Genomic DNA, 25,434 nt, shown 5'->3' with positions numbered 1-25,434 from the left:
CAGCATTCCGGCGCCCGGCTCATTGCTTACGGAAGTCAAAAAGTCCCAGCAAGCTGAGAACTTTTTGACCCTCGCAGCATTCGCCAGATGCATCAATGCAAGCATTCCGGCGCCTGGCTCATTGCTTACGGAAATGAAGGAGAACAGAAATGAAAGTAGCGGTAGTAACAGACAGTAACAGCGGAATTACCCAAAGACAGGGAGAGGAAGCTGGGATTTACGTAGTTCCTATGCCATTTATGATGGCAGGGGAAACGTTTTATGAGGATATCAGCCTGACACAGAAGGATTTCTATGAAAAGCTGGAGGAAGGGGTGGACATTTCCACCTCTCAGCCATCTCCGGCCGATCTTCTTGATCTGTGGAACAGACTGTTAGAAGAATATGAGGAAGTTGTACACATTCCCATGTCCAGCGGATTGAGCAGTGCCTGTCAGACTGCCCTTATGCTGGCGGATGATTACGAGGGAAAGGTGTTTGTCGTCAATAACCAGAGGATCTCTGTCACTCAAAGACAGTCGGTTATGGAAGCTAAGAGAATGGCAGATGATGGAATGACTGCAGCTGCCATTAAGGAAAAGCTGGAAGAGACGAAAATGGAATCTACCATTTATATTACCCTGGATACGCTGGAATATTTAAAAAAGGGTGGAAGAATCACTCCGGCAGCGGCTCTTTTGGGGACATTTTTAAGAATTAAACCGGTTCTTACCATTCAGGGAGAGAAGCTGGACGCCTTTGCCAAGGCAAGAACCATGAAGCAGGCCAAAACCATGATGATTACGGCTGCGAAAAAGGATATGGAGGAGCGGTTTGGAGATCCGGAAGGAATCCGTACCGGTATTGCCGTTGCCCATACCAATAATGAAGCGGCTGCCATGGAATTTAAGAAGGAGCTGGAGGAGATTTTTCCAAAGACCGGGGAAATCTGCGTGGACAATCTTTCTTTAAGCGTATCCTGCCACATTGGGCCGGGAGCATTGGCCATTGCATGTACAAAAAGGCTGGATATATGACAGAAATAAGGTTGGAGGTGCAGGGACATGTTCCAGGTAAAGCTTTTTAATCAGAAACATGCCATAAGCCTGCGGGTCACCTTAATCATTGCCCTTCTGGTGGTTGGAATCTTACCGGTATTTATTCAGAATTCTGTCATGCTGGGTACATACCGGCAGAACCTCATTGAGTCCAGAATGCAGGACATCCAAAACCAGTGTTGGATTTTAAGCAACAAGATGACAAGGATCGGGTACCTGACCATGGAGCCCAGGGACCCTCTCTTGGATAATGAAATGTCCGTGAAGGCAGATATGTTCAATGGGAGGATCGTGGTGGTAAACCGAAATTTCAGGATCATCAGCGATACCTTTTCCCTTTCTGTTGGAAAGCTCAATATATCTGAGGAGGTCCTCCGCTGCTTTGACGGAGAAAACAGCAGCAAATATAATACTGATAAACATTATTCGGCGTTAACGATTCCCATTTATTCCAACAGCCAGGAAAAAGAAATTGCCGGAGTTATGATTGTGACGGCATCCACGGAGGATTTGCTGAACCGGATCTCCATGGTTTCGGATAAGGGATCATTTCTTCAGCTTATGATCTTTTCCGTTCTGGCCATTGTTGTGGTTTTTCTTGCAAAGCTTTTGATGAAGCCCTTCCGGGAGCTGCAGCGGACGTTAAACAGAGCTGCAGAAGGGGATATGGACGAGAACATCAGCCCCTATGCTTATAAGGAAACCATACTGATTACGGAAACCATTAATCTGACGTTAAAGAAGCTAAAGGCAGTGGACCAGTCCAGGGAAGAATTCGTGTCGAATGTTTCCCATGAGCTGAAGACCCCGATCACGTCCATCCGGGTGCTGGCCGATTCCCTGATAGGAATGGAAGATGTTCCGGCAGATCTATACCGGGAATTTTTGAGTGATATATCCGATGAAATCGAACGGGAGAACAAGATCATTGATGACCTGCTTTCTTTGGTCCGCATGGACAAGACTGCCGGGGGAAATTTAAACATTGCCCAGGTGAATATCAACGGACTGATGGAGCTGATCTTAAAAAGGCTGCGTCCCATTGCCGGGAAACGCAATGTGGAACTTACTTTTGAAAGCATCCGGGAGGTCACTGCCGATGTGGATGAGATGAAGCTGTCCCTGGCTTTAAGCAATCTGGTGGAGAATGCCATCAAATACAATGTGGAAGGCGGCTGGGTACGGGTGACCCTTGACGCGGACCATAAGTTTTTTTACGTAAAGGTGGCCGATTCCGGAATCGGGATCTCGGAAGAGTTCCAGGAGCATGTGTTTGAACGGTTCTACCGGGTGGATAAGGCAAGATCCAGAGAAACAGGAGGCACAGGCCTTGGCCTTTCCATTACAAAAAAGATTGTGCTGATGCATCAGGGGGCATTGAAGCTTCAGAGCAAAGAGGGCGAGGGAGCCACATTTACCGTACGGATTCCACTCACGTATATTTCTTAGAAACAGGAGGCTATTAGATGAAATTGAAACTGCTAAGGGGGGGGCTCCTTTTCCTGGTGTGCTTTCTATGTCTGACCGGCTGTGGAAAAAGAGAAGGAAAGGGAGCGGAAACCATTGGAGATGTGTATAAAATTTATTATTTAAACTCAGCCATGACAAAGTTGGAGCCTCAGGATTATCACATGACACAGAAACCGGAAGGTGACTTGGAAGATGTGACAGACTGGAGGATCAGGAATCTGATGGAACAGCTTCGGACGGTACCTAAGGACTTAGACCGGCAGGCAGCAGTTCCGGATAAGGTGGGCTTTGAGCGTTACAAGCTGGAGGACACGGTCTTATATCTGTATTTTGATAACAATTATGCCATGATGAATGGAACCAGGGAGATTCTATGCAGGGCTTCCCTGGTAAGAACACTGACTCAGGTAAAAGGAGTGGATTATGTTGCCGTGTATACTGCGGAACAGCCCTTAATGGACAGTTCCGGAAGTCCGGTAGGGCCTATGGCTAATTCTGATTTTATTGATAACATCAGCAACGTCAACTCCTATGAGAAGACAGAACTGCCCTTGTATTTCTCTGATGATACCGGTGAAAAACTGGTGAAAGAGACAAGAGAAGTGGTGCATAACGTAAACACTTCCTTAGAAAAGCTGGTCATTGAACAGCTGATCGCCGGTCCGGGAAGGCCGGGGATGAATCCGACTCTGCCGAAGGATACAAAGCTTCTTAATGTGTCGGTCAATGAAAACATCTGTTATATTAATTTTGATTCCGCATTTCTGAATAACAACCTGGAGGTAAAGGAATATATCCCGATTTATTCTATCGTGAATTCTCTGGCTGCTGCCTCTTCCATCAATAAGGTGCAGATTACGGTAAACGGTTCTCAGGAAGTCATGTTTCGGGATTCCATCTCCTTAAACCAGCTTTTTGAACGCAATCTGGATTACAATGCGGAAAATGAAGAAGTATCTAGTGATATAGGAGGAACAGAACAATAAAACGCCCATTATGTCTGATTGCAGGGGGATTTGTACTTGGAGAGACTGCCGCTTTGCTGGTTTTGACATCCTGGCTTTTTATTCCGGCTTTTTTAGCTGCCGGAATTGTTCTTTATGGTTATTGGAGAGGCAGAAACCGGCTTTGGGTTCTTTTGCCTCTTCTTTTTTTATACCTGGGTGCGGCATGGGCCGGATACGATTGCAAAAGGTGGGAGGAGAGAGTAAGAACCATTGAGGAGCTTTCCGGTGGTTATGCGGAAGCAGAGGGAAGGGTTTCTTCCTTTGAAGAAAAGAATGGATCGCTTCAGATTGTTTTAAAGAAAATCAAGGTATGGAAGCAGGAGAGCTGCTATTTAGTTCCAGGTCTGATGGTGTCTGTGAAGCTTTTAGGAGAGCCGGGTACAGACATGCCGTTATATCCTCAAAGAACTGGTGATAATAAAGATATAGGTCTGCGCCTGGGACAGCTTATCAAAGTAAAGGGAGAGATACAGCCTTTTCAATCAGCCAGGAATCCGGGGGAATTTGACAGCAAGGGATATTATGAGGGGCTGGGGATTGACGGAAGGTTTCTTGGGAAGGAGCTGGAGATTCTGGATCCAAGAGTAGATCCTCTCTTAGATGGGATACGCCAGGTCAGGGAATGGGGTCGTTCCCTCCTTTATAAGTATACCTCCAAAGAAGATGCCGGTGTATTAACAGCTGCTGTATTGGGGGATACGGGCGGGCTTCCGGAAGATATTAAATCTTTATATCAGAAGAACGGAATCTCCCATCTTCTTGCAATCAGCGGTATGCATATGTCCTTCCTTGGTCTTTCTTTTTACCGGATTTTAAGGAAAACAGGACTGGGTCTTGGAAGCGCAGGTTTGGCAGGAGCTGTCCTGGTTGTATTATACGGGATTTTAACAGGCAGCGGTCCTTCGGTGGTGAGGGCAGTGATTATGATGTCTGTCGCATTTATGGCCTCCTATCTTGGAAGGACCTATGACCTTTTATCCTCCGCTTCCCTGGCGCTGCTGCTTCTGGGACTAAAGTCACCTCTCCTCCTTACGAATGGAGGTGTTCAGCTGTCCTTTGGTGCTGTTTATGCCATCGGTGGGGCAGGCCCCATCCTTGAAAAATGGCTTGGAAGGAAGAGGTTCCTGTCAAGTGCTGTTTCCACAGGAGTGGCGGTACAAATAGTCACCATGCCAATTACCCTATATCATTTTTATCAGATTCCTTTCTATGGACTATTTTTAAATCTTTTGCTTATTCCATTAATGGATTGGGTGGTTTGTTCCGGAATCGGAATTATTTTACTTGGAAGCTTCAGTCCCCTTCTTGGGATCGGAGCGGCGGGAACAGGACATTACATTCTTACCTTTTATGAATGGATCTGCAAGATCATGGGGGGACTTCCAGGGTACAGCCTGACCTTTGGCAGACCGGAAGCTGGACGGCTGGCGGCATACGGACTTATTCTGTTCGCAGGGCTTTACTGTTTGAAAGTCTGGGGGGAGTATGAGGCTAAAAGAACCGGTGAGAATAAGGAAGAGAAAAAGAAAGGGTGCTTTGGATTAAAAGTTCTTATACTGGCAGGGATGTATTGCTTTTGCATTCTGTTTTTTAAGCCTGGTCCTGTGAGAGGTCTGGAAGCAGTGTTTCTTGATGTGGGACAAGGGGATGGCATCCTGCTGCGGGCAGGAAGGTCTACAGTTTTAGTGGATGGTGGAAGCTCTTCTAAAAAGTCTCTGGGCAAATATTCTCTGGAGCCTTGTTTAAAAAGTATGGGAGTACCTGTGATCCAATATGCATTTATCAGTCATGGGGATCAGGATCATTTAAGCGGTGTCGCCTATCTTTTGGAAAACAGTGAAGATATAAGAATTGAAAATCTCATGCTTCCCTATCATGGTAGAGAGGGTGAGGCAATAAAGAAGCTGGAAGAACTTGCAAAGCAGCGGGGGACGAAAGTGTTGTACGTGGCAGGAGGGGGTGGGGTTCAGGTAGAGGATCTTCGCATTACCTGTCTGTATCCAGGAAAAGAAGACCGGCCGGAAACCACCAATGAGGAGTCAGAAGTATTAATAATGGACTACGGAAACTGCCGTATGCTGTTTACAGGAGATATGGAAGAAAGAGGAGAAGAAGAACTTCTTAAAAGGCCTGGGGAAAAGCAGATGCTGGCAGATGTGAATGTGCTGAAGGTGGCTCATCATGGTTCGAAATATTCTTCCGGGGAGGCGTTCCTCGACGCCATAAAGCCCCGGTGGGCTGTGGTGTCTTATGGGGCGGGCAATTCTTATGGACACCCTCATAAAGAGGTTTTGGACCGCTTAAAAGAGAGAGGAACTGAGGTTTTTAAAACAGGAGAAGGAGGGGCCATAATGATGTGGACCGATGGGGAGAAGATCCGGTTTGAAAGTTTCGTTGACGGAGAGAAGTTCTCCCGTTATAATTAGAGAGGATAAAAAAGTCATGCCAAAGAGGGAGGAAACCATGCAGACGCTGACTCAGGATATAAAAAACCACAGCTTCAAGCCGGTCTATCTTCTATATGGAGAAGAAGCCTTTTTGAGGAACAGCTATAAAAATCAAATGAAGGCAGCCATTACGGCAGGCGATACCATGAACTTTAATCAGTTTGAGGGAAAAGGGATCGATGTGAGGGAAGTCATCAGCCTAGCAGATACCATGCCTTTTTTCGCAGAAAAACGTCTGATCCTGGTGGAGAACAGTGGCTTTTTTAAATCGGCTTCCGATGAAATAGTATCTTATCTTTCCCATATGCCGGATACCACCTGCCTGATCTTTGTGGAATCAGAGGTAGATAAGCGGAGCAAGCTGTTTAAAAAGGTGAAGGAACTGGGGTATGGGGCAGAAATGGAACGTCAGGATACGGCCCAGCTTGCCAGATGGGCGGGGACTCTGCTTTCCAGGGAAGGAAAGAAGATCACGGGACGTACCATGGAACTGTTTCTTCACATGGCCGGAGATGATATGGAAAATATCCGCATGGAGCTGGAGAAGCTCATAAGCTATACTCTGGGAAAAGAGGTTATTACGGATGAGGATGTGGAAATCATCTGTACAGTACGGACAACCAATAAAATTTTTGAAATGGTTGCGGCGATCGTGAACAGGGAAACAAAAAAGGCAATGGATCTTTATGAGGACTTACTCACCTTAAAGGAACCTCCCATGAGGATCCTGTTTCTGATTGCCAGACAGTTTAACCAGATTTTGCAGGCAAAGGAGCTGATGGGAAAAGGAATGGATAAGGGCGGAATTGCTTCAAAGCTTAAGATACCTCCTTTTGCAGCAGGAAAGATCATGCCACAGGCAAGGACTTTTTCCAAAGATCAGATTTTGTCTTATGTAAACTTATGCGTAGAAACGGAAGAAGCAGTTAAGACCGGGAGGTTAAATGACCGAATGGCGGTGGAATTGCTGCTGACGCAAAAATATTAGGGGTTAACGATTAAACCGGTAAAACTTGGTTAGTTTATTTGGAAAGGAGGTCGGGATGGAAGAATTGTTGAAGAGGAAGCAGATAAGGGTATTTTTATCAAGTCTGCTGCTTGCTATGCTGGTTATAATATTTTATAAAATTGTTATGAATGTTTCAGATGTGATGATTTGGCTTAAATCATCTACAAAGGTACTTATTCCCTTCTTTTATGGATTTGTCATAGCATATCTGCTGAATATCCCATGTTCTGCACTAGAACGACGCTTAAACAGGCTTAAATCCAGTCCATTTCAAAAGAGGTCCAGAGGGATCAGTGTTTTTATCATTTATGCTTTATTTATCTCTGTTGTAGTTCTGGTTATAAACAAGGGAATTCCCCTGCTTCAGAGAAGCATATTGGATTTTATAACAAATTTCAATACTTATTATAATAACGCTATAATGGCTGTTGAACAACTGCCGTTGGAAAAATTTGGCTTATCCGATAAGCTGGGAGAGATTTTGCCGCCCCAGACTGCCTGGAAAAATGTGTTGGAGAGAATTGGCCTGAAGGAAATAATGGGCTCGCTAAATGCTGTCCTGGGAGTTACCTCCCATATTTTTAGCGGGTTTATTACAATTGTATCTTCCGTATATTTCCTTCTGGAAACTCATAATGTCAAATTTCAGATGAAGCGGCTCATGGATTTGTTTCTTCGCGAAAATGTCAGAAATGGAGCTTTAAGGTACGGAACTATTATCAATGACAGTTTTAAAAAGTTTATTGTATGCCAGCTTTTAGATTCCCTGATTTTATGTACGATTACCACCATTGAATTTACCATACTTGGTTCCAGGTATGCGTTGGCGCTTGGGGTTATGCTGGGGATCTGTAATATTATCCCATACTTCGGCTCAATTTTTGGCTCCATTGGTGTTGTGATTATCATTGCGTGTACAAGCGGAATCAATACAGGTGCGATTGCCGGCCTGGTTTTGCTTATTACTCAGCAGATTGATGGAAATGTGATACAGCCAAAGCTTATGGGAACCTCGTTTTCCTTAAGCCCGGCTTTGATTGTTATAGGGATCACTGTGGGTGGTGCAATTGCCGGGATATGGGGAATGGTTTTGGCAGTACCCGTGGTTCATATATTAAAGATTATTGCCGGGGATATCATTGCAGCCAGGGAGAGAAAGGTCCGGGAAGCTCATACAGACCCGGTCACAGTCAATACACCCCTTTCCCCTGATGATGTCTCTTCCGGTCATAAGAAATAGATTTGCCTGAGAGGGCAGGTTCTTAGGAACCTGCTTTTCTGTTTGAGGCATAAGAAAGGAGTGCCCCTTCCATAGGTATTGTAGTCTATGGAAGCAGCACTCCTTTCTTTATGGACCGGGAATTACGGAATCCCATTTTTATCGCAGCCACTTTCATCAGTTGGTGTCCTCTTCTTCATCGTTTTCACAACAGAGATCCTGATAGGCAGAAATGGTACTCAGTGTGTCACCAAGCTGTGAAAATATGGAACTTATCAAAGCGATTTCATCAGCAGACCGGCCCTCGGCGATACGGCAGGCCATGGTAGATATAAGAATTACAAGTTCGCAGGGTTGCATAAAGATATCACCTCTGGATAGTATATGTGGCAGAGGGGCGGCGGCAAGACAGAAAATATCTTACACTATCTTATAGATGTTAAAAGGTTCTAAAATATCTATCAGTGATCGTTCCTATATAATGATTCCATGGGAATCCTCTTCTTCTAATAAAAATTCATAGTTCAAATAAATCACCTCAATGAGTTATCTCTTATTCATCAAAAATGGCATCATCGAGCTATTTCATTTCTTCTGTCACCTGGATGCCAGTCCGTTCAAGGGCTGCTACCGGCTCCAACATTTAATAGCCTATCCCCCCTGGTACATTCCCACCCCAACCATCATATAATAATACAAAAAGGACAAGGTGATTTAATGGTTAAAAGCGAAGCAACAGAAACTATGCCAAACATAGAGCTTTTGGGAATACAGGAAAATCTAAAGAATTCCGATTACACGGAGATTGAACGTTTCCGGGAATCCTTTGATGCAGATAAGATGGGATTTGTAGGCCTAAGGGAAGGAATTTAATATGGAAGTTCAAAAACTATTGACACCATACAATTATAGCAACGGTCAGATTGACCGGATAAAATATATTGTAATTCACTATGTAGGAGCTCTCGGAGGAGCAGAAGCAAACTGTAAATATTACGCCTCCCAATACATTGGAGCCAGCGCCCATTATTTTGTCGGATTCAGCGGAGAAATATGGCAATCCGTTGAAGACATAGATATTGCATGGCATTGCGGAGCAAAAACATATACCCATCCGGAATGCCGCAACAGCAACAGCCTGGGAATAGAGCTCTGTGTCAGGAACAATGGAAGTCAGTCAGATACAAGCAGAGACTGGTATTTTGAAGATGCAACAGTAGAAGCCGCTGCTCAGCTGACAAAAGAACTGATGAAACAGTACAACGTTCCGGCGGATCATGTTATCCGCCATTATGATGTAACGGGAAAAATCTGTCCCAATCCTTATGTATACAATCATACCAAACATACCTGGGATAGTTTTAAAGAAGCACTGGCAGAAGAGCAGCATAAATCCGGATGGATTGAAGAAGAGGATGGCTGGAGATTCTACTTAGGGAATACCGGAAATTATGTTACAAACGATTGGTATAAGGACGGAGAAAACTGGTACTGGTTCGATGGTGCCGGATTTATGGTAAAAGATACATGGAAAACCGGGTCAGATGGCAAATGGTATTATCTAAATAACAACGGTTCTATGGCAGAAAACCAGTGGATCATTTGGAAAGAAGAGCTATACCGGGTTACGGAAGACGGAAGCATGTTTGAAGGAGAAATGAATCTGAGCACTGATGAAAAAGGTGCCCTGCATATTGTCTGAAAAGAAGACGGGAGCCAGGCAATCCGGCCCCGTCTAAAATTATGGAAGCCATCGAAAGATGCTGGAAAATATTCATATACTATGATAAAATTGCCTGTATAGCAGATAATTGTGTCTTCCATGGAATTCATCAGAAGATGATCCAATGAATCAGCGGCAGCGGAAATTTTCAACTTCATAAACAACAGTCAGAGAGGTAACCCTATGCTGGATTATAAACGAAACCCTATTCCAATCATTCTTATGCTCTATGCCATTTGCTTTGCATTCCGGACAATAGAATATTTCATACTCCGTACCGACCAGACAATGATCGGCGAAGCATTTATACATAAACTGGCCGGCATTCTACTGCTGGGGGTATCCATTCCACTATTCCGGTATTCATGGACAGAAGTAGGTTTTTCTCCTGTAAAGGCGCTGCGAAATATTTTATTAGGAGCATTGCTTGGCGCCGTTGTTTTTACTTTAGGCTATGGAATTGAAATACTGATTCAATCATCAACAGACAATTTTTCGGGACTTAAGTTTTACGTAACCAGCTATTCCGTTTTAGGAAACCGGGGGATGCAAAGCAGCATTCTGTTTATCATGATCTGTATCGCAGGAAATATGATCAATGTGATAATGGAAGAGGGAGTTTTCCGGGGACTGTTTGTCCGGCTGGCAGAAGAAAAGCATTCCTTTCCTGCCGCATGTATTCTGTCTTCCGTTCTCTTTGGAGTCTGGCATATCAAGCAGCCCTTAAGAAATGTAATAGACGGCAACCAGTCCGTGGCAGGTGCATTTATAGCCGGCCTGATTCTGGTCGTCACCAGTACTTTGCTTGGAATTCAGTACTGTATGCTTTATAAGCTTACAGGTTCCCTGTGGGCAGGAATGGCAGCTCATTTTGTGAATAACACCACGTCCAATCTGCTGCACGTAGTCACAACTTCCGGCGTGGATGAACTACTGACTGTCCGCATTACCATTGCACAAACCCTATCATTTCTCATAGTACTTTTCTTTTATATCTCTCGTAACAGAAAAGAATAGATCCCATTCATGTGGAAGAAATGAGAACATCCTTCTCAAATAAAACCTGGAGGACAATGTGCATAAAATTAGCGATAATTATTAGACATTTATAACAAACAAAATAAAATATATTGACACAGGCCTAAGAAAATGTTATTTTGTAATCATCAAAAACGTTTTCGTAGATAGGTATTTCATGCAACACTTCTAAAATGAAGTGTTAAAAAAAACCAAAGACCAAAAACGTTTTTGGAAAAAACGAGGTGTAGAATGGCAAAATCAATTTATGACGTGGCACAGGAAACGGGATTATCAGTAAGTACTGTATCAAGAGCATTAAACGGATACAGTGATGTATCGGCCAAAACCAGGGCGCGCGTGGTGGAGGCAGCGGAAAGACTTGGATATGTCCCCAATACCAGTGCCAAAAATCTGTCTTCAAAGAACAAAAAGAATGTGGCTTTACTTATCTGCGGACTTTTGGAAGAGGCCCAGTCTAACGAGTTCATGATGAATGTTATCCAGGGAGCTTATACCTACATGATGAAGCATGAGATCAATCTGGCCATGTATTCCATTGGAAAGGAAGAACAGGAAAAAAAGGATTTTGACACATTTTGCAGAGAATATTCATTATCAGGAGCCGTAATTATGGGACTCAGGATAACGGATCCTATGGTAAAAAGCCTGCCTCACTCTGCCCTGCCCTGTGTGTCCATTGATATCCAGCTGGACGGAGCATGCACATCAGCAGTTATGACAGATGACAGAAAGGCGTTTGAGCAGGTCACCCAGTACGTGATCGATCGTGGACACCGGAAACTGATTCTTGTTTATGGGCGGAAAAAGTCCGATGTTTCCATCAGACGTCAACAGGGTTACTTAGATGCCCTTGAAAAGAACGGCATTGATCCCAAAAGCTGCAAAGTGATCTATACGGACTTTATGGAACAAAAAGCGTATGAAGGAACAAAGAAACTGCTGAAGGAATATAAAGAGGAGGCTGGGACTGCGTTTGTCTGCATGAGCGATTTAACGGCCATAGGAGTTTTAAGAGCAGTTCAGGAGCTGGGATATCAGAGCCCAGAAGATTTTTCCATTACCGGTTATGACGGCAACTACTTTATGAAATACATTGATCCTTTTATCACCCGCATCAACCAGAACATGTGGCAAAAAGGCTACGATGCGGCAAAGCTTCTCATGAAAATGGTAAATGACGAAAAGTATTCCAGAGTTCATATGACGAAATATTTTCTTGAAGAAGGCAAGAGTGTGAAGCAATTGTAAAAAAATATTAAGGAGGAAATTTATGAAAAGAAAATTGGCGGGGATTATGGCAGCTGTTATGGCTGCAGCAACGGTGATCAGCGGCTGTTCCGGTGGGAACAGTAAGACAACGGCACCAGGGGCAGGCAATTCTGAAAATGCATCGGGTAAGGAAATACAGATGACTTTTCCAACCTATCTGGCAGGTGAAAATGTAGGTGCTGTGTTTTTCCTTCCTGAAATAGAGCGGTTTAATCAGAAGTACGCAGGCAAGTATAAGATTGTGATCGAGGAGGTTCCTCAGGCCCAGTATGCGGAAAAGATTAAGCAATTGGCCCAGCAGAATAAGCTTCCAGCTATTGTCCACGCACCTGGCTCAGGTGGTATCGATCTTCAGTGGTTTAAGAGCGTTGTTCTAGCCAATGGCATGGCATATGACTTAAGCGAATTTGCAAATGCTAACCCGGAGGTAAAGAATAACTGGATTGATGACTCCATGGATTACTGCACCGCAGACGGAAAACTCATCTGCAAGCCTCTTTCCGTGTTAAAGCCTGTAGGGCTGTATTATAACAATACCATGTATAAGCCGGAAAAAGCCGTTAAGGATATGAAACTTGACGAGTTCATGGAAAGCATCGGAGATAATAAGTTTGCATTCCAGACTGCGGAAAACGCCTGGACATCAGGACTTCTCCTTACGGCCCTTATTGCCAATCAGGAGGGGGGAGAGACGTATCTGGCTCAGTACGTGGATGATAAACTGTATGATTACAACGATGCAAAGATCGTTTCCGCTATATCCATTCTGCAGAAACTCCTTCAGAGCAATGCATCAGCCAATACTATTGGCGCAGCTTACGCAGATGCAGCCAATGCATTTATGAGCAAGAGTGCTGCCCTTATATGCAACGGTTCCTGGATGGCCTCTGATTTTGATGAAGAATCAGCAGACAAGTGGTCAAATGGATTTACGGGTGAGGAAGTAACTTCAGATATTTATCCAGGAAACTTTGCTATTGCAAATCCAAGAGTATTCGGTGAATTCTGGATCGCAAATACCGCTTCTGATGAGGAAAAAGAACTGGCAAAAGCTTTCTTTGCTTTCCGTGATTCCAAGGAAGAAATCGAGCAGCTGGTACTGACCGAAGGCGGAGTGGCTCCGAAGCTTGATTACAGCGACGAATTTTTAAAGAAACAGGCAGAAAACCGCATCTTATCCCAGCTTGCCGGGAGCATGGATGAAAATACCAGATATACCGCATCTATTTTCGATGTGATGCCAGCTTCTGTTGCTGATACGGAATTTGGAAAGCTGCTTCCTAAGCTGGCAGATGGAACCCTTACACCGGAGGAATTTTGCAGCCAGTTGACTCAGAAGGCGGAAGAAGCGAAAAACTAAACATCGTACATGGGAATTAAATACTGTTGCAAAAGCCTGTGAAAACAGGTGTATTGCAGCAGTGTTTTTTAGAAAGAGGGGAAGAAAATGAAAGCAGGAAAATCAAATTCCACTGTTTTGGAGAGAAGGAATTATAAGTGGTGCTACTTATTTTTGCTGCCCTCCCTCCTGATATTTTTACTGTTTTACTTATCACCAATTCTTACAGTAATCGCCACATCCTTTACCAAGTGGGATGGCTTTAACAAACCGGTATTCATTGGGCTCAAAAATTACATCGATCTTTTTCATTCCAAAACCTTCCTCATATCTTTGAAAAACCTTCTTGCCTGGTCCGTGATTGCAGCCACTCTTCATGTGGGATTCGGCGTGCTGATGGCATTTGTTCTGTATGCAAAGCCCAAAGGCTGGAAATTCACCAGGGTGATTTTTATGGTGCCTAACGTGATCTCAGCGGCTGCCTGGGCCATGATATATAAATTTATCTTCAATGACGATATGGGTATTTTAAATAACCTGATCCGAAGATTTTCTCCGGATTTTCATGTCCAATGGTTCTTTCAGTCACCATATGCATTCTGGGCAGTTACGTGCACCTGGATTTTTTATGCGGTGATTGTGACCCTGGTGGTATTAAATGATTTGATGGCGGTTCCGGAGGAAGTGGTGGAAGCCGCCAGGGTCGACGGGGCATCCCCGTGGCAGCTGACCCGTCATATCATGCTTCCGCTTTGCAGAAATGCCATTGGAACTGGAGTGATCTGTTCCATTACTTCCAGGATCGCCATGTATGAGCAGATCAGGCTGACGACCGCAGGCGGCCCTGGGGACGATACCATGAATATACCGTTAATTCTGGTCAATTCCATATCTGATATGAAATACGGATACGCCAATGCCAACGGTATGGTCATGTTTGCTTTGGGCCTAATTATTCTGGCAGCCGTCAATATTACATTCCGTATGAATGACAGCATCTATTAGGAGGAGGGAAAAATGAAGAAAAAAATTACTGTGTTTTTTATGTATTTTCTTATGATATTTACCGTGATCATATCGGTCTTTCCGATCCTCTGGGTGATCATGTCATCCTTTAAAACAAATGCCCAGATTCTTGGAAATCCATTTACATTGCCGACTTCCATAAGTTTTGAACCATATATATACTTATTTGAGAAATATGATTTTCTACGGTACGCGGTCAATTCCTTTCTGGTCTGCATTACCTCAACGCTCCTGTCTCTGCTGTTCTTTGCCATGGGCGCTTATGTGATCGGAAAGTACCGTTTTCCGGGAAAATCCTTGATTTTTGCCTTGTTTACCATTACCCTTCTGGTCCCTTCCCATTCCAAGGCACAGCCCATCTTCTCCCTGATCATGAAGATAAATCTGTATGACAACATCTGGGGTCTGGCGGTGGTTTACTTATCCATGGGGCTTGCAATGTCCGTGTTTATCTTAAAATCCACCTTTATGTCCATTCCATCATCCTTAGATGAGGCGGCCAGGCTGGAAGGGGCAGGATTTCTCCGGGTATTTTTCCAGATCAATCTTCCTCTGGCAAAAGGAGGGCTTGCTACGGCCGGGATCCTTATGTTTTTGAATAACTGGAATGAATTTTTTTACGCTTCCCTGCTGACCTCTTCCAATAAGAACAGGACACTGCCGGTGGCGCTGCAATTTTTTACCGAATCATTTTCATATGACTACACAAAGCTGTTTGCTGCTTTGACCCTTGTCGTGCTTCCGGGCATTATTTTATATGCGCTGGCCCAGGAGCAGGTGCAGGCCAGCGTTGCGGCATCAGGAGTAAAAGGCTGACAATATAGGAGAGCATAATGATTAACACTATGAATTTTTTGAAGGGTCAGGGAGATTTGAAAAACTGGCTGATTGAGGAAACGGAATTTGATGCCCGGAACCTGGGAAAATACGAAGCGGTTTTTGCCCAGGGAAATGGTTACATAGGGATGCGAAATGCTCTGGAAGAGCGGTATGTGGAAGAGGTGAGGAACACGTTCATCACCGGAACCTTTAATAAAGCGGGAGACGAAGAGGTGACAGAACTTCCCAATCTTCCGGATGTAACTGCTATGGATATCTTTGTTGACGGATACCGTCTGAACCTGCAGTCAGGCAAGGTCATGGAGTATTCCAGGATCATGAACTTAAAGAACGGAGAAACCACCAGAAAGGTTGTGTGGGAATGTCCATCAAAAACTCTGGTAACGGCTGTTTTTAAACGGTTTGTATCCTTGAAGAATGATCATATTACAGGGGAATATCTGGAGCTGTCCTGTGACGGAAGCGCGCAGCTGGAGATTGAAACTGGAATTCATGGGGATGTGACAAACCATGGGGCCATGCATTTTGAGAATTTAAGGCGCAGGATCTATGACGGCGTAACCATGCAGTATCTGGCGGAAACGACCGAATCCCGGGTGCTGGCGGCAGTCCACAGTGCCTGCAGGATAAGCCGGGAGGAAAAGCCTCTCCCGGTTATGGGAAGAAGAAATATGGATCTGCGCTGGTCCGTGATAGCAGAGGCCGGTGAAACCATCCGCTTGGAAAAGATATCCTGTTTTCATTCCTCCAGGGATCTGGCCTATGAAAAGGAAGAACACTCCGGTACTCTGGAACGTCTGAAAGCAGACGGCATGGAATGCTTACGGATCGAATTTGATAAAGGATATGACAGACTTCTGGTAGAGTCAGAGGCGGTGTGGAAAGAATTTTGGAAAGATCATGAGGTGACCATACGGGGAAAAGATGATTTTGATCAGCTTGCCCTCCATTTTGCCCAGTATCATCTGAATATCATGGTGAAAAAGAACGACAACCGTGTGGGGATCGCTGCAAAGGCTTTGACAGGAGAAGGCTATAAGGGTCATTCCTTTTGGGATACGGAAATGTTCATCCTGCCTTATTTTACCCTTACGGACCCTCAAACCGCCAGGACCCTTCTGGAATATCGCTACAGAAATCTCTATGGCGCCCGCAAAAAGGCAGCAGAAAACGGATGGGAGGGGGCCATGTATCCATGGGAGTGTGCCTGGATCGATGACGGTGAGGTGACTCCCTTATATCTTGGTACCGACGTGGTAACGGGCAAGGTGCAAAAGTGCCTGACAGGATTAATTGAGCATCATATCAGCGCAGATGTGGCTTATGCGGTATGGCAGTATTACCAGGCCTCCGGAGATCAGGACTATATGGACCGGTATGGATATGAAATCATTTTGGATACGGCTCTTTTCTGGTCCAGCCGGCTGGAATGGAACGAGAAAAAGGGCTGTTATGAAATCCTTGATGTGATCGGGCCGGATGAGTATAAGGAGCATGTGGATAATAATGCCTATACCAATTATATGGCGGATTATAATATGGAGCTGGCTGAGCTTATTATGGAAGCTTTGCCTAAGGAAAATAAGGAGGTTTCAGAACGGCTGGACCAGAAGTTCCATTTTGGCCGGTTAAAACAGAGTCTAAAAGAAAAGAGGGCAATGCTATACTTACCGGTACCTGGGGAAAATGGCATTGTCCCTCAGACCGATCAGTATATGAGCTTGGAACCCATTGATCTGGCACCTTATAAGGCCTCCGGAAAGGTCCTGGGAATCCACCAGGATTATAATATGGAGCAGATGGGGAAACTGATGGTTTCCAAACAGGCCGATACGGTCATGCTGGATTTTGTGATGCCTGATTTATTTTCCTTGGAAACAAAAAGAAAAAACTTTATATTTTATGAAGATAAAACCCTTCATGATTCATCCTTAAGCCGCTGCGTTCATGCAGTTTTAGCCAATGATTACGGAATGGAGGACATGGCCTATCAGATGCATCAGGCGGCATGCTCCATCGATATGGGACCTAATATGAAATCATCGGAAGAAGGAATTCATAGTGCCTCCATCGGAGGGATCTGGTTAAGCTGTGTCATGGGCTTTGGAGGGCTGAGGATCCGCCGTGGCGGCCTGGAGCTTAATCCCAAGCTGCCTAAGGCCTGGGATGAGCTTCGGTTTCCTCTGGTATGGAAGGGCCAGAAGCTGACGGTTACAGTGGATAAGAAAGGCGTTACAATCGCAAACAACGGAAGCTGCCCGGTGTCACTTATGGTTTTTGGAAGAAGCAGCAGGGTGGAACCGGAAGCATCTGTTTACGTGGAAAAGAAAACCTATGAAGCGGTTATTTTTGATTTGGACGGAGTGATCTGTCATACCGATCATTACCACTATCTTGCATGGAAAGAGGTGGCAGATGAGTTGGGGATTTATTTTGATGAGATCATCAATAATCGGCTGCGGGGTGTCAGCCGGAAGGAGAGCTTTGATATCATACTGGAACGGTATGATAAGGTCATGAGGGAAGAAGATAAGGAAAGATATCTAACAAAGAAAAATGAGGGTTATAAAAAGCTCTTGGAAGGTATGACCCCTTCCGATTTGTCGGAGGAAACTAAGGATACGTTGATGGAGCTTAGAAAACGGGGGTTGAAACTAGCGATCGGCTCCTCCAGCAAGAACGCAGGACTGATCTTAAAGCAGTTGGGATTGGAACATTTCTTTGATGCCGTCTCTGACGGAAATGCAATCACTCATTCAAAGCCTCATCCGGAAGTATTTCAAAAGGCAGCAGCAATGCTGAACTGTAAGGCGGAAAACTGCCTTGTAGTAGAAGACGCCGAGGCAGGACTTATAGCAGCAAAATCTGGCGGAATGGATTGCGGGGCAGTGGGAGATGCGGTAAAATCTTTATTAGCAGATTATAAGCTGTCAGCTTTCAGCCAGCTGCTGGAGATCATCGGATAAGGAGGGATACAGATGGAGGAGCACAGGAGGCTACTGGATATCCATTCCGTGCCTTTTAGCCGATACGGCTCTTATTTGGCATTTTCCTATCCTCAGGATGGAGCGAAGGAATTTGACGGCCACATTGCGGTACGGGTACTCTACGGTGCGTTTTCCCAACAGGAGACTTATCCCATCATACCGGTAAAGGATGATGGGAAACCGGAAGTGACGATTTCAGTTTCCATGTCGCCCTGGGAACTGAATGTGACTTCTGAAACAGGAGAATACTCCATATGCTTTGGGGATGAGGAAGGGTTTCTCCTGAAATCAAACAGCCCTGTTCTTATCACAAAGACAAAAGCGGGTACCTATGACAGAGTGATGGGACACATGGATGGAAGCTTTGAAATAGCGGGAGATGATATGGCCCTCCATGTGACCCTGCGAAAAGGAAAGGCAAAGGATCAATCGGCATATCCGGACAATGGCTTTGGAAGCAGCAGGACGGAGCTTCTTCTAAGCCCGGAGAAGGGAGAGCTGTTGGCTGTGATCACCCTTACCGGTTTAAGCCCCCAGAAAAAAGAGTACGGGAGCTATGCCTTGTGCCGTCAGGCGGTAAAAGAGGAATATCTGGAGTTTGAGAAAGGGATCATGAAAGATTTAAAGGGGAAAGATCCTGCTTTTAAAAAAGCCGGAAGGGAAGCAGCTTATGTTTTGTGGCATTCCGTGCTCCAGCCTTCCGGTTATATCAAAAGACCGGTAATGGTCATGACAAAAAATTGGATGAATCTTGTATGGAGCTGGGATTATGCTTTTAACGGCCTTGCCCTGGTCTCGTCCCGTCCGGAGCTGGCATACGGACAGTTTTTAGCCATGGCGGATCAACAGGATGAGTATGGCGCATACCCCGATGCATATCAGGCGAGGACGATCATCCGTTCCTTTGTAAAGCCTCCGGTTCAGGGATTTATTCTAAAGAAAATGTTTCAGATCCATGATCCGGGCAGGGAAGTAAAGGAGAGGCTGTACCGTTCTGCTGCCTCCTTTACCGATTGGTGGCTGACTTACAGGGTGGAGGAAAACGGCATCCCAACCTATCAGCATGGCAATGATTCCGGCTGGGACAATGCCACTGTTTTCCGTCTGGGCTTACCGGTCCAGTCGCCGGATTTATCGGCATGGCTTGTGTTGCAGATGGAGTTTCTGGAGCATACGGCAAGGCAGCTTGGTTGGCTGTCAGAGGCTGAAGCGTGGAAGGAAAAGGGGGAAAATCTGTTCACTAAGCTGCTGGCCTATTTTGTGAGAGATGGCCGGTTTGAAGCGGTGAAGATCCCTGAGATGGAAGTGGTCACTTCTGATTCCCTTATTTTATATCTTCCCCTGATTCTTGGGGAACGTCTTCCAGAGAAACTTCGGGAAAATCTGATTTCAGGGCTTTTAGAGAGAGGCCATCTGGCCGGTTCCTGGGGGTTTGCATCAGAGCCTTTGGACAGCAAGCTGTTTGAAGAAGACGGATACTGGCGGGGAGCGGTATGGCCTGCCGCTACCATGATTCTGGTAGATGCTTTAAGACAGTGCGGCAGACAGAAAGAGGCACGCTTTTATGCGGAACGTTTCTGTAGACTTTGTGCTGAAAAAGGATTTTATGAAAATTACAGTGCACTGGACGGGCGGGGCCTGAGGGATCATGGTTTTACCTGGACTGCCAGTGTGTTTCTTATTTTGCTGCGTGATTATGTATTGGATTAAAAAGGAGAAGACTATGAAAATTTGGTGGAAAGAATCTGTAGTATATCAAATCTACCCCAGAAGCTTCTGTGACAGCAATGGGGATGGGATCGGTGATATAGGGGGGATCATAAGCAAGCTGGACTATTTAAAGGAACTGGGGATTGATGTGGTCTGGTTGTCTCCCGTATACGATTCTCCAAATGATGACAATGGCTACGATATCCGTAATTACCGTGACATCATGAAGGAATTTGGAACCATGGAGGACTTTGACAGACTTTTGGATGAGCTACATAAACGGGGAATCAAACTGGTTATGGACCTTGTGGTAAACCACACCTCAGATGAGCATTCATGGTTTTTAGAAAGCAGAAAATCAAAGAATAATCCTTACCGGGATTATTACATATGGAGAGATGGAAAAGACGGAAAAGAACCTAATAACTGGGGATCCTGCTTTTCCGGACCTGCATGGAAATATGATAAGGAAACTGACCAGTATTTTCTTCATCTTTTTTCCGAAAAACAGCCTGACTTAAACTGGGATAACGGGAAAGTCCGGACAGAAGTATACGATATGATGAAATGGTGGCTGGATAAGGGCATCGACGGATTCCGCATGGATGTGATCAGCCTGATTTCCAAGCGGGAAGGACTTCCCAACGGTCCGGCCATGATCAATGGGTATGCCAGCTTTAATGTTTCCGCTAATGGACCAAAAGTTCACGAATATTTAAAGGAAATGAACCGGGAGGTTTTATCCGGCTACGATATCATGACAGTAGGAGAGTGCTCCGGTGTGACTCTTGAGGAAGCGGCCAGATACGCATCCTCTGATGGAAGTGAACTTAACATGGTATTCCAGTTTGAGCATATGGATGTGGATGGGGATACTGACAACAAATGGACGGATAAGAAGCTGCATCTTCCGGATCTTAAAGCCATCATGACAAAATGGCAGAAGGGGCTTGAGGGAGTTGCATGGAACAGCCTGTTCTGGGATAATCATGACCAGCCCAGAGTTGTTTCCCGATTTGGAAGCGACAGTGAGGAATACCGGGAACGTTCAGCCAAGATGCTTGCCACCTGCCTCCATATGATGCAGGGAACTCCTTATGTGTATCAGGGAGAGGAACTGGGAATGACCAATGTCCCCTTTGAATCCATCCAGGATTTTCGGGATCTGGACAGCATAAATGCCTACTATGAGCTGACAGAAAAAGGAATTTTCACCCAAGAGGAAATGATGAAGTATTTAAGGTATAAGAGCCGGGACAATGCGAGGACCCCCATGCAGTGGGATACAAGCGTAAATGCCGGATTTTCAGAAGCCAGCCCGTGGATCATGGTAAATCCCAATTATGAAAGCATCAATGCCAAAGAACAGGTGGAACGAAAGACATCTGTATTCCATTATTATAAACAATTGATTGCTCTGCGCCATGAATATGAGATCATCGTTTATGGCAGTTACGAGCTGCTGCTTCCCGATGATCCGGATATTTATGCCTACGTGAGGACCTTGGGAGACAGGAAGCTACTGGTCGTATGCAGCTTCTGCGGACGGACATTAAATTACAGCGTACCAGAGGAATTTGAATCAGGAAACGTTTTGATCAGCAATTATGATACAAAGGAGAGAATAAGCGGAGAACTGAAACCTTATGAAGCGTTTGTGATTTATCAATAGTTTAACCTCATTAAGTGAGTGGGCAGATCGTGAATATCCCATTGACTATAAATAAAAAGGCTTTTGCAAAATAGTTCTGCATGAGACTATTTTGCAAAAGCCTTAAAACTGCACAAAAAATCCCATTCAGTGGGTTATTCCGAATGGGATAAAAGTCTGTTCTATGAATTAAGCCATTGTGTTTACAGCTTTTGAGATTCTGGATACTTTTCTGGAAGCGGTATTCTTATGATATACGCCCTTAGTAGTAGCCTTATCGATCTCTGAGATAGCGTTTACTAAAATTGCCTGTGCAGCAGCCTTGTCACCGGCAACGATAGCAGCCTCTACCTTCTTGATAGATGTTTTCACTTTGGATCTGATCGCTTTATTTCTTGCAGCCTTTGTTTCGTTTACTAAAATTCTCTTTTTTGCAGATTTAATGTTAGCCAATCGGTACACCTCCAATAATATGATATATGATTATTCTTTGTTTTGCATCAAAGCCTGGACACGGACAGTTCAATGTAAACATACCTTTGTATTCTAACGAATTTCGAAGCAGATGTCAATACATAATTCCCGTATTTTTGCAGAAAATACCTAAGAAATGCTGGAAAGCCATACAGGCATGCCTTTATGCCCAAAAAGCATGAGTAATAAAGAGGAAAGCCATACAGGCAAACCTTTATGTCAAAAAACATTGGCAATAAAGAGGAAAGCCTTAAGGAATACCTTTATGCCCAAAAAGCATGGGCAGTAAATAGGAAAGGTGGAAAAAATGGAAAACACATTTACAGTGCGTACAGACCTTGCAGTAGAAGAGAGAGAGAGTTTCCCGGGTGATGGCGGTGAGATATCAGGTGTGTCTCTGCGTGAGTGGCATCGATCAGACAGCCACATAAAAATGACTGAGGTAAAAATCCTTGATGAAAAAGGCTCAAAGGCCATGGGAAAACCTATTGGGACCTATATTACCCTGGAAGCCGACGAGCTTTCCATGAAAGACGAAGATTATCACAGAGAAGTATCGGAGGAGCTGGCAAACCAGATCGAACGCCTCCTTTCAGGAAAAGATTACCGGAAACCGAATTTTCATGTTTTGGTGGTAGGGCTTGGCAATTCATCCGTAACACCGGACTCCCTTGGCCCCAGAGTTTTAAAAAATCTCCAGGTAACTAGGCATCTGAAAATCCAGTACGGAGATGATTTCTGGAAGGGAAGAACCATGCCAATTATCAGCGGTATCGTTCCGGGAGTCATGGCTCAGACAGGAATGGAAAGTGCCGAAATTTTAAAAGGAATTATTAAAGAAACTGAGCCGGATCTCATCATTGCCATTGATGCGCTGGCAGCCAGAAGCGTAAAGCGGCTTGGGACTACCATTCAGCTTACGAATACAGGAATCCACCCAGGTTCTGGAGTGGGCAATCACAGACACAGCCTTACTTTGGAAAGCCTTGGCGTACCGGTCATGGCCATCGGAGTGCCTACCGTTGTAGGGGCGGCAGCCATTGTCCATGATACGGTTTCCGCCATGATCGGAGCTCTTTCAAAAAGCATGGAAACAAAAGGAATGGGAGATTTCATCGGCAAACTGAACTCGGATGAGCAGTATGATCTTATCCGTGAATTGCTGGAACCGGAATTCGGACCAATGTATGTGACACCCCCGGATATTGATGAAACGGTAAAGGAACTTAGCTTTACCATCTCGGAAGGAATCCACCTGGCATTTTTGGGACAGGAAGATTCGTAGTAAATGGCAGGCATTCCGCATAGGATATTATGAATAATCTATGCAGGAAGGCGGTTATGAGGCGAAGAAACAAGGATATTAACTGGTATATAAAAAAAATGATGATCATCATAAGCCTGGCTCTGGCCGTTCTTCTCAGCATTAAAGAAGTTTCAGAAGTGAGAAAAAAGGCAGATCCGCATAAAGTGGAAAATTGGGCGAAAGAAGGGGCCGGCTTTGGGATTTCCTATATCTGGAGGCTCCAGTATCCGGCCGCAACATGGGATGAGAGTGATCAGAGCAGCATTCTGTCCGGAACCCATGAAAAATCCATGATAAACGTTCTTTGTGATATCCTTTTCAGTCAGTCACCGCTTTACCGGTTCGGCGGCAGCGGCAAAACGGAAACGAACCATGGAGAAGCAGACCCGGCCTATGAAGGATATTTAGAAAGCGGAAGATTTTATGAGGAACATAGTTTCCTTTTATATGACGGTGGAGAAGAAAGTGGAGAAGACGGAAGCATCAATGCCGGAACCCATAAGGCACAGCCGGCAGAGCAGCTGCCGGCAGGAGGGGACACGGCAGCCAATCAGATACCGGAACAAAATCAGACAGCAGAGGCTGACCAGGCGGCAAAAGCTGATAAAGGAAATACGCTGACTGCGGATAAGGACCCTGCCATGACCTGTGCGTCCAGCACTTTATGGCCGATAGCAGGGGCCGTATACCGCAGGGAACAGCTGGCTGACTATGACTTCCTCATCCAGCATTTTTACAGTATCCATACCTCCACAACGGCAGGCAGGGATTTAATGAAGGCGGATGAGTTCCTTTCAAAAGATTTTACCCTGGAGGGCGGAAACGATAAACCACAGATCCTCATTTACCATACCCATTCCCAGGAGGAATTTTCGGACCACGGGCCGAATAATCCCAATGCGACCGTGGTGGGAATTGGAAACTATCTTACAGAGCTTTTGACCAAAAAAGGTTATCATGTGATACATGATACCTCGGTTTATGATTTGCAAAACGGGAAGCTGGATAGAAACAAAGCATATACGTATGCCCTGGATGGCATTACAGAGATCCTCCAGAAAAACCCCTCGATCGAGGTGATACTGGATGTTCACCGGGATGGGGTAAATGAAAATCTGCATATGGTAAACCAGGTCAACGGGAAACCCACTGCTCCCATTATGTTTTTTAATGGGGTCAGCCAAACACCAAAAGGGCCTATTGAGTATCTACCCAATCCTTATCGAACGCAGAATCTCGCTTTCAGCTTACAGATGCAGCTTGATGCTGCAGCCTATTTTCCAAATCTGACGCGGAAAATATACATAAAAGGACTACGGTATAACCAGCACTTGCGAGCCAGGTCGGCCCTGATTGAAGTAGGGGCCCAGACCAATACATACCAGGAAGCGTTAAATGCCATGGAACCTCTGTCTGAAATTTTGGATATGGTGTTGCAAGGTAATTAAAAATGGTATATTTAAAATGATAAAGCAGGGAATCCGCTTAGATCTTAGGTATTCCCTGCTTCAGCAGCTTTTCTCTGCATGGAACCAGAAATGGGCATAGAAAAACCACCCTTGTAAACTTTGGCGAGTGAAAAGGATGGAGTTTCTATTCTAAGTATTTGGCCAACCCCTTATATTAGGGCGGTTGTTTCTTTAATATTATTCTAATACATATACATAGTTACTGTATTTGCAAGTGAAAGTGGTACCATTTTAGTAACACCATAATACTGCTATTTTTACCAATAACAGCAAACCAATCAATCATCCTTGCTATTTCAACGGAATTACAAGGAAATTCAACGCTTTCACAGTGGACAATCGGTAATTTTAATGGTATATTTTTAAAGATATCATAGTAATCTGGCGGATTGTGCCCTTAGGGATGGGCC

The 25,434-nt window shown here is 44.8% G+C and carries 20 protein-coding genes; 18 read left to right on the top strand and 2 right to left on the bottom strand.

Annotated elements, in window-relative coordinates:
* Positions 1-149: 149 nt before the first annotated feature.
* Genes H171_RS15135 through H171_RS15110 form a run of 6 tightly spaced genes read left to right on the top strand, consistent with a single transcriptional unit; the run spans position 150 to position 8,210 of the window.
* Positions 150-1,016, top strand: coding sequence for a DegV family protein (locus H171_RS15135; protein WP_100305901.1), 867 nt, complete (start codon positions 150-152; stop codon positions 1,014-1,016).
* Positions 1,017-1,043: 27 nt separating this feature from the next.
* Positions 1,044-2,486, top strand: coding sequence for a sensor histidine kinase (locus H171_RS15130; protein ID WP_100305900.1), 1,443 nt, complete (start codon positions 1,044-1,046; stop codon positions 2,484-2,486).
* A 17-nt stretch (positions 2,487-2,503) separates the two neighbouring features.
* Positions 2,504-3,493 (top strand): GerMN domain-containing protein, encoded by a 990-nt coding sequence (locus tag H171_RS15125; protein ID WP_100305899.1) that lies wholly within the window; start codon positions 2,504-2,506, stop codon positions 3,491-3,493.
* A 53-nt stretch (positions 3,494-3,546) separates the two neighbouring features.
* The gene (locus H171_RS15120) at positions 3,547-5,940 is read left to right on the top strand and encodes a ComEC/Rec2 family competence protein (RefSeq protein ID WP_166433626.1); all 2,394 of its coding nucleotides are present in this window, start codon (positions 3,547-3,549) and stop codon (positions 5,938-5,940) included.
* 37 nt (positions 5,941-5,977) lie between these two features.
* Complete coding sequence (gene holA / locus H171_RS15115; RefSeq protein ID WP_100305897.1) at positions 5,978-6,949, top strand: DNA polymerase III subunit delta; 972 nt, start codon at positions 5,978-5,980, stop codon at positions 6,947-6,949.
* A gap of 55 nt (positions 6,950-7,004) precedes the next feature.
* Positions 7,005-8,210: an AI-2E family transporter gene (locus H171_RS15110; RefSeq protein WP_100305896.1), complete on the top strand. Its 1,206-nt coding sequence runs from the start codon at positions 7,005-7,007 to the stop codon at positions 8,208-8,210.
* Between the two features lie 156 nt (positions 8,211-8,366).
* On the opposite strand, the gene H171_RS15105 is transcribed toward H171_RS15110, so the two are convergent.
* Positions 8,367-8,549 (bottom strand): DUF6774 domain-containing protein, encoded by a 183-nt coding sequence (locus tag H171_RS15105; RefSeq protein ID WP_100305895.1) that lies wholly within the window; start codon positions 8,547-8,549, stop codon positions 8,367-8,369.
* A gap of 357 nt (positions 8,550-8,906) precedes the next feature.
* Here H171_RS15105 and H171_RS24190 point away from each other — a divergent pair, with 357 nt between their 5' ends.
* From H171_RS24190 to H171_RS15060, 10 genes are all read left to right on the top strand, one after another.
* Complete coding sequence (locus H171_RS24190) at positions 8,907-9,062, top strand: hypothetical protein (protein ID WP_157803170.1); 156 nt, start codon at positions 8,907-8,909, stop codon at positions 9,060-9,062.
* A 1-nt stretch (position 9,063) separates the two neighbouring features.
* Positions 9,064-9,891: a peptidoglycan recognition protein family protein gene (locus tag H171_RS15100; protein WP_100305894.1), complete on the top strand. Its 828-nt coding sequence runs from the start codon at positions 9,064-9,066 to the stop codon at positions 9,889-9,891.
* Positions 9,892-10,095: 204 nt separating this feature from the next.
* Complete coding sequence (locus H171_RS15095) at positions 10,096-10,929, top strand: CPBP family intramembrane glutamic endopeptidase (RefSeq protein WP_100305893.1); 834 nt, start codon at positions 10,096-10,098, stop codon at positions 10,927-10,929.
* A 252-nt stretch (positions 10,930-11,181) separates the two neighbouring features.
* Complete coding sequence (locus tag H171_RS15090; protein WP_100305892.1) at positions 11,182-12,201, top strand: LacI family DNA-binding transcriptional regulator; 1,020 nt, start codon at positions 11,182-11,184, stop codon at positions 12,199-12,201.
* Between the two features lie 22 nt (positions 12,202-12,223).
* Complete coding sequence (locus H171_RS15085) at positions 12,224-13,582, top strand: ABC transporter substrate-binding protein (protein ID WP_100305891.1); 1,359 nt, start codon at positions 12,224-12,226, stop codon at positions 13,580-13,582.
* 87 nt (positions 13,583-13,669) lie between these two features.
* The gene (locus H171_RS15080) at positions 13,670-14,566 is read left to right on the top strand and encodes a carbohydrate ABC transporter permease (protein WP_100305890.1); all 897 of its coding nucleotides are present in this window, start codon (positions 13,670-13,672) and stop codon (positions 14,564-14,566) included.
* Positions 14,567-14,578: 12 nt separating this feature from the next.
* Positions 14,579-15,403: a carbohydrate ABC transporter permease gene (locus tag H171_RS15075; protein ID WP_100305889.1), complete on the top strand. Its 825-nt coding sequence runs from the start codon at positions 14,579-14,581 to the stop codon at positions 15,401-15,403.
* 17 nt (positions 15,404-15,420) lie between these two features.
* On the top strand, positions 15,421-18,393 hold the full coding sequence (gene pgmB, locus H171_RS15070) for a beta-phosphoglucomutase (RefSeq protein ID WP_100305888.1): 2,973 nt from the start codon (positions 15,421-15,423) through the stop codon (positions 18,391-18,393).
* Between the two features lie 12 nt (positions 18,394-18,405).
* Positions 18,406-20,124: an amylo-alpha-1,6-glucosidase gene (locus H171_RS15065; protein ID WP_100305887.1), complete on the top strand. Its 1,719-nt coding sequence runs from the start codon at positions 18,406-18,408 to the stop codon at positions 20,122-20,124.
* A gap of 13 nt (positions 20,125-20,137) precedes the next feature.
* A complete protein-coding gene (locus H171_RS15060; protein WP_100305886.1) occupies positions 20,138-21,796 on the top strand; it encodes a glycoside hydrolase family 13 protein in 1,659 nt (552 codons plus the stop codon).
* 168 nt (positions 21,797-21,964) lie between these two features.
* Here H171_RS15060 and rpsT read toward each other — a convergent pair whose 3' ends face one another.
* Positions 21,965-22,228: a 30S ribosomal protein S20 gene (rpsT, locus tag H171_RS15055; RefSeq protein ID WP_038280961.1), complete on the bottom strand. Its 264-nt coding sequence runs from the start codon at positions 22,226-22,228 to the stop codon at positions 21,965-21,967.
* A 328-nt stretch (positions 22,229-22,556) separates the two neighbouring features.
* On the opposite strand from rpsT, the gene gpr reads away from it, so the two are divergent.
* Together gpr and H171_RS15045 are read left to right on the top strand one after the other, a co-directional pair.
* Positions 22,557-23,534, top strand: coding sequence for a GPR endopeptidase (gpr, locus tag H171_RS15050; protein ID WP_100305885.1), 978 nt, complete (start codon positions 22,557-22,559; stop codon positions 23,532-23,534).
* A gap of 56 nt (positions 23,535-23,590) precedes the next feature.
* Positions 23,591-25,003, top strand: a complete 1,413-nt coding sequence (locus H171_RS15045) for a stage II sporulation protein P (RefSeq protein WP_100305884.1) — start codon at positions 23,591-23,593, stop codon at positions 25,001-25,003.
* Positions 25,004-25,434: the final 431 nt, after the last annotated feature.

This window comes from [Clostridium] celerecrescens 18A (genome assembly GCF_002797975.1).
Classification (GTDB): Bacteria; Bacillota; Clostridia; order Lachnospirales; family Lachnospiraceae; genus Lacrimispora; species Lacrimispora celerecrescens.
This window is presented reverse-complemented; position numbering and strand designations above follow the sequence as displayed.